The organism is Salipiger pentaromativorans, assembly GCF_024721115.1.
Classification (GTDB): Bacteria; Pseudomonadota; Alphaproteobacteria; order Rhodobacterales; family Rhodobacteraceae; genus Salipiger; species Salipiger pentaromativorans.
Map to the genome: position 1 here is coordinate 311,951 of NZ_JAMDHK010000003.1, position 15,198 is coordinate 327,148.

A 15,198-nucleotide genomic window follows, 5' to 3' on the forward strand; every position below is an offset into this window, starting at 1 on the left:
GTTCCGGAGCGCCGAAGCGTCAGGATTTCTTCGCCGCCGCCTTCTTCGGAGCCTTCTTCGCCGTGGCCGTCTTCTTGGCAGCGGGCTTTTTCTTACCGCCCTTTTTCGCCTGTTTCTCGGCGATCAGCGCAAGCGCCGCCTCAAGCGTCACGTCGCCCGGCTCGGTCTCCTTGGGAAGCGTCGCGTTGACCTTTTCCCATTTCACATACGGCCCGTAGCGCCCCTCGTAGACGGCGATCTTGCCACCGTCCGGATGCTCGCCCAGCTCCTTCAGCGCCTTGGCAGCCCCACCGCGTCCCCGACCCGGATTGGCCCGCTTCTCGGCCAGAAGCTCGACCGCATGGTTCATCCCGATCTCGAAAACCTCCTGGAACTCCTTGAGGTTCACATAGACCGGCTTCGCCTCGTCGGGCAGCTGGTGCATGATATAGGGGCCGAAGCGGCCGAGGTTGGCCTTGATCACCCCGCCATCGGGATGCATCCCGATCTCGCGCGGGAGCGTCAGCAGCGTCACCGCCTTTTCCAGCGTCATGTCGTCGGGCGACCAGCCGGGCAGGAAATTCGCGCCCTTCTTGGGCAGCGAGGCGCGCGGCGGCTTCTTGTTCTCGGGCGTCGGCTCGCCGCGCTGCACGTAGGGCCCGAAACGGCCCGCCTTGAGCCAGATCTCGTCCTCCTGGTCGATGCCCAGCAGACGCTCCTCGCCATCGGCGCCCTCGCCCGCGATGGGGCGGGTGTAGGTGCATTCGGGATAATTGCCGCAGCCGACGAACCCGCCGGTGCGCGAGGTCTTGAGATGCAGCCGCCCCTGCCCGCATTTCGGACAGATGCGCGGATCGGAGCCGTCGTCGCGCGGCGGGTAAAGCTGCGGCGCCAGCGCCTCGTCCAGCACGTCGAGCACTTCGGAGATGCGCAACTCCGAGGTCTCGGCGATGGCCGCCGAGAAATCGCGCCAGAACTTGGCGAGCAGCTGCTTGTAATCCATCTCGCCCGCCGAGACCTCGTCGAGCTCGTTTTCCAGCTCGGCGGTGAACTCGTAGCCCACATAGGTGCGGAAGAAGTTCAGCAGGAAGATCGTGACGATCCGGCCCTTGTCCTCGGGGATCAGGCGGTTCTGTTCCTTGCGGACGTATTCGCGGTCCTGGATGGTGCCGATCACGCTGGCATAGGTCGAAGGGCGGCCGATGCCCAGCTCTTCCATCTTCTTGACCAGCGTCGCCTCGGTGTAGCGCGGCGGCGGCTGGGTAAAGCTCTGCGTGGCCAGCACCGCACCGTTCTGCGACAGCACGGCGGCGGCGCTTTTCTGCATGCCCGCCGAAGCGCTTTCGACCACATCGGCGGCGCTGTCGCTGGCCTTGTCGAACTGCGCCTGAAGGCTCGATTTGGCAAAGGCGGCGGGTTCGCCCGTCATGATCTGCGGCAGGCGCTTGTCGTCGTCGCTCTCGACGTCGTCGCGCCCTTCTTCATAGACCTTGAGGAACCCGTCGAAGAGCACCACCTGCCCCGTCGCGCGCAGCCCGACCTGACCGTCCTCGCTGGCGATCTCGACCGTGGTGCGTTCCAGCCGCGCGGCTTCCATCTGGCAGGCGAGCGTCCGTTTCCAGATCAGATCGTAAAGCTTGCGCTGATCGTCCTCGCGCAGCTTCAGGCTCGCGGCATCCTTGGTCATATCCGTGGGGCGGATACATTCATGCGCTTCCTGCGCGTTCTTGGCCTTGTTCTTGTAGATGCGCGGACTGCCCGGCACGTATTCCTTGCCGTAGCGGTCGGCGATGGCGTCGCGGCAGGCGCTGACCGCCTCGGGCGCCATGTCGATGCCGTCGGTTCGCATATAGGTGATGTGCCCCGCCTCATAGAGCCGCTGCGCCGCGTTCATGCAGACCCGCGCGCCCATGCCGAACTTGCGGCTGGCTTCCTGCTGCAGCGTCGAAGTCATGAACGGCGCCGAGGGGTTGCGGGTCGAGGGTTTCGCCTCGACGCTGGCGATCTTGAGCGCGCGCGAGGTGATCGCCTGCACCGCCAGCTCCGCCTGGGTGGCGTTTTCGATGTCGAAACGGTCGAGCTTCTTGCCCGCCAGCACGGTCAGCCGCGCCTCGTATTCCTGCCCGCGCGGCGTGGTGAGCAGCGCCTTGACCTGCCAGTATTCGCGTGGCTTGAAGGCTTCGATCTCCATCTCACGCTCGACGATGAGCCGCAGGCAGACCGACTGCACACGCCCGGCCGATCGGGCGCCCGGCAGTTTGCGCCAGAGCACCGGGCTCAGGTTGAAGCCCACGAGGTAGTCCAGCGCGCGGCGGGCCAGATAGGCCTCGACCAGCGGCGCGTCGATCTCGCGCGGGTTCTTCATCGCCTCGGTGACGGCGGATTTGGTGATGGCGTTGAAGGTCACGCGGCTGACGGCGGTGTCCTTCTTGATCGAGCGGCGCTTGGTCAGCGCTTCTTTCAGGTGCCAGGAAATCGCCTCGCCCTCGCGATCGGGGTCGGTTGCGAGGATCAGGGCGTTGTCGGATTTCAGCGCCTCGGCAATGGCCGCGACATGCTTGCGCGAGTCGCTGCCGATCTCCCAGGTCATCGAAAAATCATGCTCAGGATCGACCGAGCCGTCTTTCGGAGGCAGGTCGCGGACGTGGCCGTAGGACGCCAGAACGGTGTAATCGGATCCCAGATACTTGTTGATTGTCTTGGCCTTGGCCGGGGATTCGACGACGACAACGGGCATGAAATGACCACCTTTCCTGGAAATACGACCACAGGCTGAGCGCGAGGCGCGTATGGCGGCGGAACATGTGGGGCGCAAGGGGGAAATGTCAATCCGAGGCCGGATGCCGCGCCTGCAACACGGGTTTGCGCCGGCGTCTGCCGCTTAAATCAGCCGCTATGTCACCCGGCAGAGCAGCCCGCCGGGCTGCCGCAGGATCCGCCCCTCGAGCTCCAGATCGGTGAGCGCGGGGGCCACGCTGTCGGAGGGTTCGGCCAGATCGCGGATGAGCTGATCCTCGGCCAGCGGCGCGGGGCCGAGCCGCGCGAGGATCTCGCGGTGCAATGCGGCGGTGTCGCGCAGCGAGCGCGTTTCCGGTGCTGCCGGCGGCAGCGGCGGCGGGGCGTCGAGCGGCAGTTCGGCTTGCACCGCGGCGGTGCGGGGCAGCGGCCCCAGGAGTTCGGTCACATCCTCGCTGTGGCGGATGAGCCGCGCGCCGTCGCGGATGAGGATATTGCAGCCCCCTGCCCGCGCGTCCAGCGGATGGCCCGGAACCGCCAGCACCTCGCGCCCCTGATCGAGCGCGCAGCGCGCGGTGATGAGCGAGCCGGATTTCGCCGCCGCTTCCACCACCACCGTGGCCCGCGCCATGCCCGAAACGATCCGGTTGCGCGCCGGGAAATGCCGGGCCTGCGGTTGCAGCCCCATCGGCTGCTCCGAGACCAGCGCGCCGCCGCGCGCCCGGATCTCTTCGGCGAGCCGGGTGTTTTCCGAGGGGTAGAGCACATCCACGCCCCCGGCCATCACCGCCACCGTGCCGCTGTCGAGCGCCGCGTGATGCGCCGCCGCGTCGATGCCGCGCGCCAGCCCCGAGACCACGGTCAGCCCGGCATCGCCCAGCCCCCGCGCCAGCACCCTGGCCATGCGCGTTCCCAGAGACGAGGCGTTGCGCGCGCCCACCAGCGCCACCATCGGCCGCGACAGGCAGGCCGGATCGCCGGAGACCCAGAGCAGCGGCGGCGGATCGGAAATCTCCGCCAGAAGCGACGGATATTCCGGCGCGCCGCGCGGCACCATGCGCGCTCCAAAGGTCCGGGCGGCCTTGATCTCGGCCAGAACCACGCCCTCGGGACAGATCCGGTACTCCGCGACCCCCGCCGCGGCGGCCACCTCGGGCAGCGCCGCCAGCGCCGCCTGCGCCGTGCCATGTTCGGAAAGAAGCCGCCAGAAGGTCGTCACGCCGACCCGGCGAGAGCGCAAGAGACGGAGCCAGGAAAGCCGATCGTCTTCCGTGGTGGGTGGGAGTGGGGGGTGAGTGGAAGAAGAGCTGCTGCTGTCCTCGGTCATCCCTGTGCCCCATCTGCTTGCAGGACCAGATCTACCGCAGACATCCTTAACCGGCGGTAAACGGCACCGAGAAATCGTAGGGTGGGCAATTTGCCCACCGCGCCCGCGCGGGATCAGGCCTGTGCGCCGCCCACGGTCAGCCCGCCGATCATCACCGTCGGCTGGCCCACGCCCACCGGCACCCACTGCCCCTGCTTGCCGCAATTTCCCATGCCCGGATCGAGCGCCATGTCGTTGCCGAGCACGCGGATCTGCTGCAACGCCGTGGCACCGTCGCCGATCAGCGTCGCCCCCTTGACCGGCGCGCCGACCTTGCCGTTCTTCACCCGGTAGGCCTCGGTGCAGGAGAACACGAATTTGCCGTTGGTGATGTCCACCTGACCGCCGCCGAAACCGACCGCCCAGATCCCGTCTTTCAGATCGGCCACGATGTCCTGCGGATCGGCCTCGCCGCCCAACATATAGGTGTTGGTCATGCGCGGCATCGGCGCATGGGCATAGCTCTCGCGGCGCCCGTTGCCGGTGGGTGCCACGCCCATCAGGCGCGCGTTCTGCCGGTCCTGCATATACCCCACAAGGATGCCATCCTCGATCAGCACGTTCTTGCCCGAGGGCGTGCCCTCGTCATCGACGGTGATCGAGCCGCGCCGGTCGGGGATCGTGCCGTCGTCGAGCACCGTGACCCCCGGCGCCGCGATGCGCTGGCCCATGAGCCCGGCAAAGGCCGAGGAGCCCTTGCGGTTGAAATCGCCCTCCAGCCCGTGGCCGATGGCCTCGTGCAGCAGGATGCCCGGCCAGCCCGGCCCCAGCACGATGTCCATCACGCCCGCGGGCGCCGCCTCGGCGCGCAGGTTGACCAGCGCCACGCGCAGCGCCTCGCGCGCCTTTTCCTGCCAGTCGGGCGCCTCCAGCAGCCCGTCGAGGACAAAGCGCCCGCCACCGGAGGCACTGCCGGCCTCGCGGCGGCCGTTCTCCTCCACGATCACGCTCACGGTGACGCGGGTCATCGGACGGATGTCGGTCACCAGCGTGCCCTCGGGGCGCAGGATCGCCACCTCCTGACAGCTCGCCGCGATGGTGGCGGTCACCTGCACCACCCGCTTGTCCAGCGCGCGTGCATAGGCGTCGATCTCGCGCAGCGTCTCGACCTTGACCGGAAAGGCCTGCCCGGCGATCGGGTCGGCATCGGTATAGAGCTTGCGGTTGGTGCCCGGCGGCGGCGGCGCCAGCACGCCCCCGCCGTCACCCACCGCCAGCCGCGCGGTCTCGGACGCGCGGGCGATCGCCGACTCCGACAGCTCGGTCGCATGCGCATAGCCCGCCACCTCGCCCTTCACCGCGCGCAGGCCGAATCCCTCCGACGCATCGTAGCTCGCGGTCTTGATTCGCCCGTCATCGAGCACCAGCGCCTCGGATCGCCGCCGTTCGAGGAACAATTCCCCGTCCTCGGCGCCCGCCAGCGCCGCACGCAGCTGCGCCAGTGTCCGGTCGGGGTCCAGCGCTGTTTCAAAGGGGCGAAAGGGGGCTTCGGCCATGGGGTTACCTCGATTTATTTGATCCAGATCAAAAAAAGCGCCTTTTTGACGCGCCAGACCTGCTTTATTTGATGCACGGATTGTGCTTTTTAAAGAGCGGAACTTTGAGGGGAGGAGGTCTCGCCCGGGCGCACCGCCCGGTTCGTATCCTCCTGCGAACGAACAAGAACGACAACCGGATCAGGTGACACATGCGTAAGATTTCGATGCTGACCGGGCTCATGACCAGCTTTCTGGCCGCGCCCGCCATCGCTCAGGACCTGGAGGTGGTGGGACGCCCGCACATGGGGGGGGTCGGCTTCCAGCCCGCCGCCACCGAGCTGGCGCGCGACCTTCAATGGCTGGACGGAATGCTGCTGATCATCATCACGGCGATCACGCTGTTTGTGGTGGCGCTGCTGGTCTTTGCGTTCATCCGCTTCAACCGCCGCAGCAACCCGACCCCCGCCAGCTTCACCCACAACACCCCCATCGAGGTGGCCTGGACCATCGCGCCGATCATCATTCTCGTGGTCATCGGGGCGTTTTCGCTGCCGGTGCTGTTCAAGCAGCAGGAGATCCCCGAGGGCGACATCGTCATCAAGGTCACCGGCTACCAGTGGTACTGGGGCTATGAATATATCGGCACCGATCTGGCCTATGAAAGCTACATGATCGGCCAGCCCGCAACGCTGGAAGCCGAGGACGAAGAGGCCGGCGCCCGCGCCTATGTGCTCGATTCGGCGATGGAAGCGAAACTGGTGAAGGCCGGCTACGCCAAGGAAGACTGGCTGCTGGCCACCGACACCTCGGTCGTCGTGCCCGTGGGCGCCACCGTTGTGATGCAGGTCACCGGCGCCGACGTGATCCACTCCTGGACCATCCCCGCCTTCGGCGTGAAGCAGGACGCGGTGCCGGGCCGGATCGCCGAGCTGTGGTTCGCCGCCGAGCGCGAAGGCGTCTATTTCGGCCAGTGCTCGGAGCTGTGCGGCATCTCGCACGCCTATATGCCGATCACCGTGAAAGTGGTCAGCCAGGAAGCCTATGACGCCTGGCTCGCCGCCTCGGAAGAGGAAGGCGGCTATGTGGATGTGCGCCAGTTCCTGGCCAATTCCTGAGCCCTCCCGGCGCGCCCTTCGCCGGGCGCGCCCCTGACGACCTGAAAGAGCCCCAGATCTTCGCATGACCGATCTCAGCACCAACACCACCGTAAGCGCAGCCCAGCCCGGAGAGGCACGGTTCGGCGATTACTTCGCCCTTCTCAAGCCCCGGGTGATGACGCTGGTGGTGTTCACGGCGCTGGTCGGCCTGCTGGCCGCTCCGGTGCCGGTGCACCCGTTCATCGGCTTCTGCGCGATCCTGTTCATCGCCGTGGGCGGCGGCGCCTCGGGCGCGCTGAACATGTGGTGGGACGCCGATATCGACGCGGTGATGAAGCGCACCGTCAAGCGCCCGATCCCCGCAGGCCGGGTGGAGCCGGGCGAGGCACTGGCCATCGGTCTGGCGCTTTCGGCTTTCTCCTGCGTCTTCCTGGGCCTCGCCACCAACTGGCTTGCGGGCGGGCTGCTGGCCTTCACCATCTTCTTCTACGTCGTGATCTACACCATGTGGCTGAAGCGCTCGACGCCGCAGAACATCGTGATCGGCGGCGCCGCGGGTGCCTTCCCTCCGATGATCGGCTGGGCCGCGGCCACCGGCTCGGTGAGCGTCGAGGCGGTGCTGATGTTCTGCCTCACCTTCATGTGGACGCCGCCGCATTTCTGGGCGCTGGCGCTCTTCATGCGCTCCGATTACGACGATGCGGGCGTGCCGATGCTGACCGTGACCCACGGCCGCCGCGCCACCCGCGTGCATATCCTCGTCTACACCGTGCTGCTGGCGGCGCTCGCCATCGGCACCGGGTTCACCGCCGTCGGCGGGCCGGTCTATCTGGCCGTGGCGCTGGTGCTGAACGCGCTCTTCCTCAAGGGCGCCTGGGAGATCTTCCGCCGCGACGAAGCGGAGTCGGAAGCGGACAATTTCAAAACCGAGAAGCGCTTCTTCAAGCTCTCACTGCTCTACCTCTTCGCGCATTTCGGCGCGATTCTGGCAGAGGCCGGGCTGGCGCAATTCGGGCTGGGAGGCTGGGCATGAGCATCGCCAAGCAACACGAACTGCACAAGCGCCGCTTCGGACGCAATCTCGGCGTCGGGCTGGTGCTGGCGGCCTTCATCGCCATCGTCTTCGGCATGACGGTGGTCAAGGTGACCAGCGGCAACTTCTCTGCCGCGCTCCAGGGCAACGCACAGGTGCAGAATGGCAACTGACGGCAAGAACAAGACGCTTCTCCAGCTCGTCGGCGTGGTGGTCTTCATGGGCGCCATGGCCTGGGCGGCGGTGCCCTTCTACAACTGGTTCTGCCGGGTGACCGGCTTTGGCGGCACCACCAATGTCGCCGAGGGCCCGGCGGGCGAGATCCTCGACCGGACCATCAAGATCCGCTTCGACGGGTCCAAGGCGCGCGGCTTCCCCTGGGAATTCAAGCCGGTCCAGACCGAGATGACCCTGCGCATCGGCGAAGAGGGGCTGGCCTTTTACGAGGCATACAACCCCACCGACCACCCGGTCGCGGGCCAGGCGAGCTACAACGTCTACCCCTACGAGGCCGGGGCCTATTTCGACAAGATCGAGTGCTTCTGCTTCACCGAGCAGGTGCTCCAGCCGGGCGAGCGCGTGCAGATGCCGGTGAGCTTCTTCGTCGATCCCGAGATCGTCAACGACCGGGACGCGAAATACACCAAGCACATCACGCTCAGCTACACATTCTACGAGATCGACCTGCCCGAAGAGACGCAGGCCGCGCTCGATACGAAGACTGCGGACGAAAGCTCCGTGAACTGAACGCCTATCCAACGAGGGAAACGAGATGGCGCACGCTAAGAACCACGACTACCACATTCTGAACCCCTCTATCTGGCCCTTCATGGGCTCGGTTTCGGCGTTCGTCATGCTGTTCGGGGCCGTTCTGTGGTTCCACGACCATGGCCCCTGGATCTTCCTCGCGGGGTTCGTCGCCGTGCTCTACGTGATGTTCGGCTGGTGGTCGGACGTGATCGCCGAAAGCCGTGTGGGCGACCACACGCCGGTGGTGCAGATCGGGCTGAAATACGGCTTCATCCTCTTCATCATGTCCGAGGTGATGTTCTTCTTCGCCTGGTTCTGGTCGTTCTTCAAACACGCGCTCTACCCGATGGGCCCGAACTCGCCCGCGGTCGATGGCCCCTGGCCGCCGGTGGGCATCGAGACCTTCGATCCCTGGCACCTGCCGCTGATCAACACGCTGATCCTGCTCTGCTCGGGCGCGGCGGCCACCTGGGCGCACCACGCGCTGGTGCATGAGAACAACCGCGAAGACATGAAATGGGGCCTGATCATCGCCATCGTGCTCGGCATGATCTTCACCGTGTTCCAGGCCTATGAGTACAGCCACGCGGCCTTTGGCTTCTCGGGCAACATCTACGGCGCCAACTTCTTCATGGCGACGGGCTTCCACGGCGTGCACGTGATCATCGGGACGATCTTCCTTTTCGTCTGCCTTCTGCGGCTGCTGAAGGGCGATTTCACCCAGACCAAGCATATCGGCTTCGAAGCCGCCGCCTGGTACTGGCACTTCGTCGATGTAGTGTGGCTGTTCCTCTTCGCCGCAGTCTACGTCTGGGGCGGCTGAGCCTCTCACGACAATGCAAAAAGAAAAGCGGGCCTTCTGGGGCCCGCTTTTTTGTTGGGTGGAGGCTCTGGTGCGGTGGGCAGATTGCCCACCCTACGACGTTTGCGCGGTGCCCTGATGTGGGGCAATGCGAAGCGGTCATTTCATCATCGGCCTGCACGGCGCGTGTAGGGTGGGCAATCCTGCCCACCGCACCCGGCGGACCTGAGCCCCACGCGACAGGACGAAAACGGAAAAGCGGGCCTCCGCGGCCCGCATTTTTTGGGGTGCGTATATGAGCGGTTGGCAGGATTGCAGCCGGATCAGACGCTCGGGTTTGCCGCGTCAGCGCCGGCCCGTGGGGTGGCGATCTGCCCGTCGAACCTCTTACTTTATCCCGGCCATATCCGAAGGACCTCGACACGCATCGCAAGCGTCACCAGATCGCCAGCCCGCCCGAACGGGCCGGCGATGGCGCGGCGGCCTGCGGCCTTGTTCCGCGCCCGGACACCGCCTGGATGTAGGGTGGGCAATCTGCCCACCAAACCGAACGGACGCCCTCCTCTCAGCCCTCGTCCACCAGCATCAGCCGCTGCGCCAGCCCCTGCACCTCACCCAGCCAGCGCGTCACCAGCTTCGGATCTGATGGCGCCGCCGACACGCCCGGCGCGATCTCGCGGTTCAGCACCGCCTCGATGGCCAGCGACACCGGCACCGAGACCAGCCGCGCCATCGCCGTGCCGCGCGCGTCGCCCCAGGCATCCATCACCCAGGTCTTGTGCCAGACCGTCGCGCCCGCCTTCTCGGCCTTCAGCGAGACGCAAAGCACCACACGGTCGGGCTCGCCCTCCTCATAGGCGTTCTTCTCCAGAAGCTCCGCCGCGAGATCCGCCAGCGCCGCGTCATCCGCCGTCTCGACCGCGGCAAAGATCTCCTTCCAGGCCTCGGCCCAGCCGTTCAGCCGCAGCGTCCCGCGCACGAAATCCTTCACCGTCCAGTCCGGCCCGAACTCATACTGCGCGATGAAGGGCAGCGAGTCGCGGTTGGGGTAGACCTCGAAGCTCTCGGGCGGATCGAGCGGCGCATCGTAGCGCCCCAGCGCATCCCAGGGCCGCGCCACGTTCAGCTCGGTGAAATGCCGGATCGAGCGCGAGGGCGAGCGCAGCGCCTTCAGCACGCCCACCGGCGCCCAGGAGAACTTGTAGCGGAAGGCGTTGGCCTGTTTCGGCACGCCGCCGCAATAGCTCACGAAGCTCAGGGCGTTTTCGGCGTCGAAGGCATCGGAGGCGCGGTAGGCCCGCACCAGATCATGCGCCATCAGATGGTCGATCCCCGGATCGAGCCCCACCTCATTGACCAGCGCCACGCCCGCCGCCCTGGCCTTGCTGTCGAGCGCGCGCATCTCCGGCGCGATATAGCTCGACGAGACGAAATGCGCGCCCTTCGAGATCGCCAGCTCCGCCAGCGGCACATGCCAGTCGGCGGGCAGCATCGAGACCACCACATCGCCGGGCGCCAGCGCCGCCTCCAGCGCGGGCAGGTCGAAGACCCGGATCGCGTCGGTCAGATCGCCCACGGCCGCGCGCGCCTTCTCAGGCGTGCGGTTCCATGCCGTCACCTCATGGCCGTCCGCGATCAGCCGCCGCAGCCCCGGCACCGACGAAAGCCCCGTTCCGCACCAGTGAATCATGCCCCTGCCTCCGGTTTGAATTCCAGAAAAGTCTCATGGGCCCGGCCCCAGACGCCCTCGTCCAGCGCATCGAGCCCCTTCAGCCAGGGCAGCAACTGCCCGGCGAAATCCCGACTGCTCTCCAGCGGCAGCAGCGAGGGCAGATTGTCGATCGCCATCACGTCGAGCGGCGGATCCTCATGCACCCGCAGCACCGGCGCCTCCCAGCTGGTGGCGCGGTCATAGACCTTCACGGGCGAGAAATCGCTGTCAGGATCGCAGGCGATGTCGCCGATCACCGTCAGCCGGCGCGGATCGCCCGGCGCCGAGGCCGGCACAAAGACCGGCGTGCCCGGCCGTGCCAGGATGCAGTTGAGAAACAGCTCATGCGCCAGCACCTCGGGGAACGGTCCGCCATGGGCGGTCTCGGCCATGTCCCATTGCGTGACCTCCACCCCCATCTTGGCGCAAAGATCGCTCGCGCCCCGTCCCACGCGCCCCAGCGCGCCGATCACGATGGCACGCGGCCGCGCGGGCCCGGCGGCGGCATTCAGCGCCGAGGTCAGATCGCCCTCCATCTCCGGCGAATTGGGCCAGACCGAAACCGGATCGCAGATCCCGCCCGCCTGCTGCGCCGCCCAGGCAAAAAGCGACACCGCCGCCCCGGCATAGCCCGCCCAGTAGCCAAACGCCGCCACCCGGCGCCCCTCGGCATCCACCAGATATTCCAGATCGTAAAGCGCGCCACCGCCCGCCGCGAAACGCCTGAGCAGCACCTGCCCCGCGGGCTGCCCCTTATAGGCATGGCCGAACATGATGTGCCGGTGCACCAGCGGCGTGCCATCCTCCGGCAGCTCCTTGAGACCGAAGATCAGCGCCTCGCGCGGCGCCTCCGGCCAACTGCCCTCGACGGCGATCTCCGCCCCGGCGTCGCGATAGCCGTCGATGCCGATCACCCGGCTGCGACTCTGCTCCACCGTCACGCGCATCCCCTGCGCCACCAGCGCCGCCACCCCCTCGGGGGTGATCCCCACCCGGTCCTCGTTCGGGCGCTGTTCGGCGCGCACCCAGAGATGTGTCATGCTCTCACTCCGTTCGTTTCGCGCCACGCTATCGCAGCCGGTGCCACGGGAAAACCCGCGGCTCAAAGATGCGTCCGGGCATGCGCCCGCCCGGCCCCGTCCAGATGCGGCACCGCGTTGAACTGGGTCAGCGCCAGCCCGGTGGCCAGCGGCTGGAAGCGGCTCAGCGAGCTGTTCTCGATGGCGAGGCAGGCATGGGCCAGCGCGCCCATACCCAGCCCCATCGTGGCCCGCATCGCAAAGCCGATCACCCCGCCCGAGGTCACCACCACCGCGCGTCCCTCACCCGCCGCAACCTCCCGCAGCGCCTCCGACACCCGCGCCTCGAAATCCGCAAAGCTCTCGGGTGCTCCTTCCAGGCCACCTTCCCGCCAGACGGTGAAAAGCCGCGGCATATGCAGGATGAAGCCCTCGCGATTCACCGGGATCGCAACCCCGTGCTGCTCGGCGAAAAGCGTCGCCATGGTGAAATACTCAAGCTCGTTGAACCGCGCATCGCGCACCACCTCGAGCCCCAGATCCATCTCTTCGGCGGTCTGGCAATGCCGGGTCAGCGTGCCGCTATAGGCCCGCGCAAAGCGCTCGCCGGTGCCGCGCAGATGCGCCCCCAGCCAGCGCGCCTGCTGCCGCCCCAGATCGCTCAGCCGGTCATAAGAGATCTCGTCGCGCGCCTTGGTATTGGCCTGACCGTGACGCACCAGCGTGACATGGGACATGAAGCACCTTCCTTTCCCCCGCCTCTTACGAGCCGGCAGGGGAAATGAAAACCCAAGGCCCCGGTGCTTCTTCTCTTTGCAAATACGCACGGCCCGACCGCGCCACGGGCACGCCATCGCAACAGACCCGCCGCGCCCGCCAGAGGGCCCCGCCGCCTTGCGACGCCGGAGGCGTCTCAAGGCTCCCCTGCGCCGCGTCAGCGGCTCCGCGGGATCAGGCCGCGCCGCCCTGGTTGCGCTCGATCCAGACGCGCAGCTCCTCGGCCTCGCGCCGCGCCTCGCGCAGCCCGTCCATCGCCGCCGACAGTTCCGCCTCGGTCTGGGCAAGCTGGTTGGTCAGCTCCGCCTCGCGCTGCTGCAGATAGGTGATCGCCTGGTCGCGGGTCTCTTCGGCCTCGTGCAGCTCCTGGCTCATGCGTTCGAGCTGATCCACATCCGCCTGGCTCACCCGCTTGAAACGATGCACCAGCCAGTTCGCGAACCAGCCCATGCAGAAGGCCACAAAGAGAATGATCGCGGTGGCGATCACGAATTCGGTCCTGTTCATTCTCCTGCCCCTTCTTCCGCGCCGGCGGCCTCCGTATCGCCTTCTGCGGCGCCTTCTTCAAGCTCTTCCAGCGTGGTCTGTTCTTCCGCAACCGGATCGGGGCGGATCAGCCGGAATTCGATCCGGCGGTTCGCCTCGCGCCCCTCCTCGGTGCCGTTATCGGCGATGGGCAGCTCCTCGCCATAGCCTTTCACCCGGTAGGCCGAGGTCAGCACCCGGCGGTTGCGCAGCGCGTCCAGCACCGCCTGCGCGCGGTCCTGGCTGAGCTGCTGGTTCATCGACTCGCGGCCCTGGCTGTCGGTATGGCCCTGGATCTCCAGCGGGATGTCGCCGCAGAGCTTCAGCAGCTCGGCGATGTCGTCCATCACATCCTTGGCCGAGGCATCGAGATTGGCCGAGCCCGGCTCGAAGGTGATCTTGCGGTCGCCGATGATCTCGACGATCTGCGCCTCGCATTGCTCGGGCGTGGGAATCCCCAGCGACGGATCGAGCTTTTCCTGATAGGTCACGTCGATCTCGAACTCCGCCGCCTCGCCCAGCTTGTCCGCCAGCAGCCCGGAAATCTCGTCATTGGCCTCCGGATTGCCGGTATTGCCCGCCACGCTCACCAGATCGGGCGTCACCCGCACCACGCCGTTGGAGAGCTCGCCCAGCGCCTCGATCCCCGCCAGCACCCGCGCCGCCCAGCCCGAGGGCAGATCCTCATCGACCCGCGCGGCGGTATAGACCGCCTCCGAGCCGAAGCGCGCGCGTGCAAAGCTGTCGGCGGTCTGGCGGGCGATTTCGGAATTGAGCCGGCCGCGCAGTTGCACCGAGCCCTCGGGGCTCAGCGTCGCGGTGAATTCCGGCGGCCCCTGGTCCTGTGCGTCAGGCGTCTCGGGCAGCACCGCCTTCAGCGCAAAGACCTCGGGCAGCGCGTTTTCGAGCTCGCCCACGACACGGTCGAACAGGCCCTGATCGGTGCCCTCGGGCGCCAGCAGCGCCACATCGGCATTCGAGAAGGTCACCGAGCCGCCGCCCAGCTCCCGGACGGCACCGATGGCCAGCACCGCCGCATCCGCCCAGCGCCGCGTCGGCACCCCCAGCCCCAGCCGGCAGGTCGCGGTCTCGGCCACCCCCGCCTCACGCGCCGCCGCCAGGATGCGCGCGCGCGCATCCTCGGTATCGGCGGAACAGGCGTCGAAGCGCGCGCCCTCCTCGTCGATGAGAAAGCGCAGCGTGAAGGGGGTGATCACCGGGCGCGGCGCCGACAGGTCGAGCGCCAGCTCCACCCCTTCGGGTGCGCGACGTTCGAAATCGGCCAGAAGCCGGCGCCGGACCTCCTCGCTGTCGGTCATCGCCTTGATGCCGACCTCGCCCGCCCGCACCGAAACCTTGGAGCGCGGCAGCTCCCGCAGCGCGCGGACCGCAAAGCGCAGCGCCGGGGCCCAGCCCTCGGGCGCAGGGAAATCCGCGACTTCCAGCAGGTCCGAAACCTCGCCGCCGCTGCCCGCCAGATCGGCAAAGCTCTCGATAAGATCGTCGCGGTCCATGGACGCGGGAATCAGGCCGATGACCGAGATCCCCTCGTCGTTGCGCAGGATCTCGACGGAAAAGCTCGGCGGCCGCAGATCGGCGGCCTCGGCCACCAGCATCTGGTCGATCACCCGCGCCGAATCCACAACCCGGCCCGCCACGGTCACCGCCTGGAAGCGCGCGGCCTCGTCCGGCGCCTCGCCGATCAGAAAGACCTGCAGCCCGTTCACATCGACCTCGGCCCAGTCCAACTCTTCCAGATCGAGCGCGGTCTCCACGCCGATGCGAGAGCTGTCTTCCACCAGGCGGACGGCAAAAAATGCAGCGATGACACAGATGAGAGCGGCGGCAAGCAGGGTCGCGGCGGGGATGGCGAACTTGGACAAGCGCATCGGCCTTGGCTTCCTTTTCTTGTTTTTTGCCCTGAT

Annotated in this window: 13 protein-coding genes; 5 read left to right on the plus strand and 8 right to left on the minus strand. The window is 67.1% G+C overall.

Features of this window, described 5'->3' with window-relative positions; translation table 11 throughout:
• Window positions 1-19: 19 nt before the first annotated feature.
• The 3 genes from topA to tldD all read right to left on the minus strand — a co-directional run bounded on the left by topA (window position 20) and on the right by tldD (window position 5,577).
• Window positions 20-2,716: a type I DNA topoisomerase gene (gene topA / locus M4578_RS07375; RefSeq protein ID WP_258092817.1), complete on the minus strand. Its 2,697-nt coding sequence runs from the start codon at window positions 2,714-2,716 to the stop codon at window positions 20-22.
• 156 nt (window positions 2,717-2,872) lie between these two features.
• Entirely contained in the window at window positions 2,873-4,042 is a 1,170-nt protein-coding gene (gene dprA / locus M4578_RS07380) for a DNA-processing protein DprA (RefSeq protein WP_258092818.1), read from the minus strand.
• A 113-nt stretch (window positions 4,043-4,155) separates the two neighbouring features.
• The gene (tldD, locus tag M4578_RS07385) at window positions 4,156-5,577 is read right to left on the minus strand and encodes a metalloprotease TldD (RefSeq protein ID WP_258092819.1); all 1,422 of its coding nucleotides are present in this window, start codon (window positions 5,575-5,577) and stop codon (window positions 4,156-4,158) included.
• A gap of 191 nt (window positions 5,578-5,768) precedes the next feature.
• Between tldD and coxB the strand changes: the two genes are divergently transcribed.
• From coxB to M4578_RS07410, 5 genes are all read left to right on the plus strand, one after another.
• On the plus strand, window positions 5,769-6,674 hold the full coding sequence (gene coxB / locus M4578_RS07390; RefSeq protein ID WP_258092820.1) for a cytochrome c oxidase subunit II: 906 nt from the start codon (window positions 5,769-5,771) through the stop codon (window positions 6,672-6,674).
• 64 nt (window positions 6,675-6,738) lie between these two features.
• On the plus strand, window positions 6,739-7,689 hold the full coding sequence (cyoE, locus tag M4578_RS07395) for a heme o synthase (protein ID WP_258092821.1): 951 nt from the start codon (window positions 6,739-6,741) through the stop codon (window positions 7,687-7,689).
• Complete coding sequence (locus tag M4578_RS07400) at window positions 7,686-7,862, plus strand: hypothetical protein (RefSeq protein WP_258092822.1); 177 nt, start codon at window positions 7,686-7,688, stop codon at window positions 7,860-7,862. Before cyoE ends, M4578_RS07400 begins: the two co-directional genes overlap by 4 nt.
• Complete coding sequence (locus tag M4578_RS07405; protein WP_258092823.1) at window positions 7,852-8,436, plus strand: cytochrome c oxidase assembly protein; 585 nt, start codon at window positions 7,852-7,854, stop codon at window positions 8,434-8,436. The genes M4578_RS07400 and M4578_RS07405 overlap by 11 nt, the downstream gene beginning before the upstream one ends.
• Window positions 8,437-8,461: 25 nt before the next feature.
• Entirely contained in the window at window positions 8,462-9,262 is an 801-nt protein-coding gene (locus tag M4578_RS07410; protein ID WP_258092824.1) for a cytochrome c oxidase subunit 3, read from the plus strand.
• Between the two features lie 544 nt (window positions 9,263-9,806).
• Here M4578_RS07410 and M4578_RS07415 read toward each other — a convergent pair.
• From M4578_RS07415 to M4578_RS07435, 5 genes are all read right to left on the minus strand, one after another.
• Window positions 9,807-10,931, minus strand: coding sequence for a saccharopine dehydrogenase C-terminal domain-containing protein (locus M4578_RS07415; RefSeq protein WP_258092825.1), 1,125 nt, complete (start codon window positions 10,929-10,931; stop codon window positions 9,807-9,809).
• Window positions 10,928-11,992: a saccharopine dehydrogenase gene (locus M4578_RS07420; RefSeq protein WP_258092826.1), complete on the minus strand. Its 1,065-nt coding sequence runs from the start codon at window positions 11,990-11,992 to the stop codon at window positions 10,928-10,930. Before M4578_RS07420 ends, M4578_RS07415 begins: the two co-directional genes overlap by 4 nt.
• 62 nt (window positions 11,993-12,054) lie before the next feature.
• The gene (locus tag M4578_RS07425; RefSeq protein ID WP_258092827.1) at window positions 12,055-12,708 is read right to left on the minus strand and encodes a histidine phosphatase family protein; all 654 of its coding nucleotides are present in this window, start codon (window positions 12,706-12,708) and stop codon (window positions 12,055-12,057) included.
• Between the two features lie 214 nt (window positions 12,709-12,922).
• Entirely contained in the window at window positions 12,923-13,255 is a 333-nt protein-coding gene (locus M4578_RS07430) for a hypothetical protein (RefSeq protein WP_258092828.1), read from the minus strand.
• A complete protein-coding gene (locus tag M4578_RS07435) occupies window positions 13,252-15,162 on the minus strand; it encodes an OmpA family protein (RefSeq protein WP_258092829.1) in 1,911 nt (636 codons plus the stop codon). Before M4578_RS07435 ends, M4578_RS07430 begins: the two co-directional genes overlap by 4 nt.
• Window positions 15,163-15,198 lie beyond the last annotated feature (36 nt).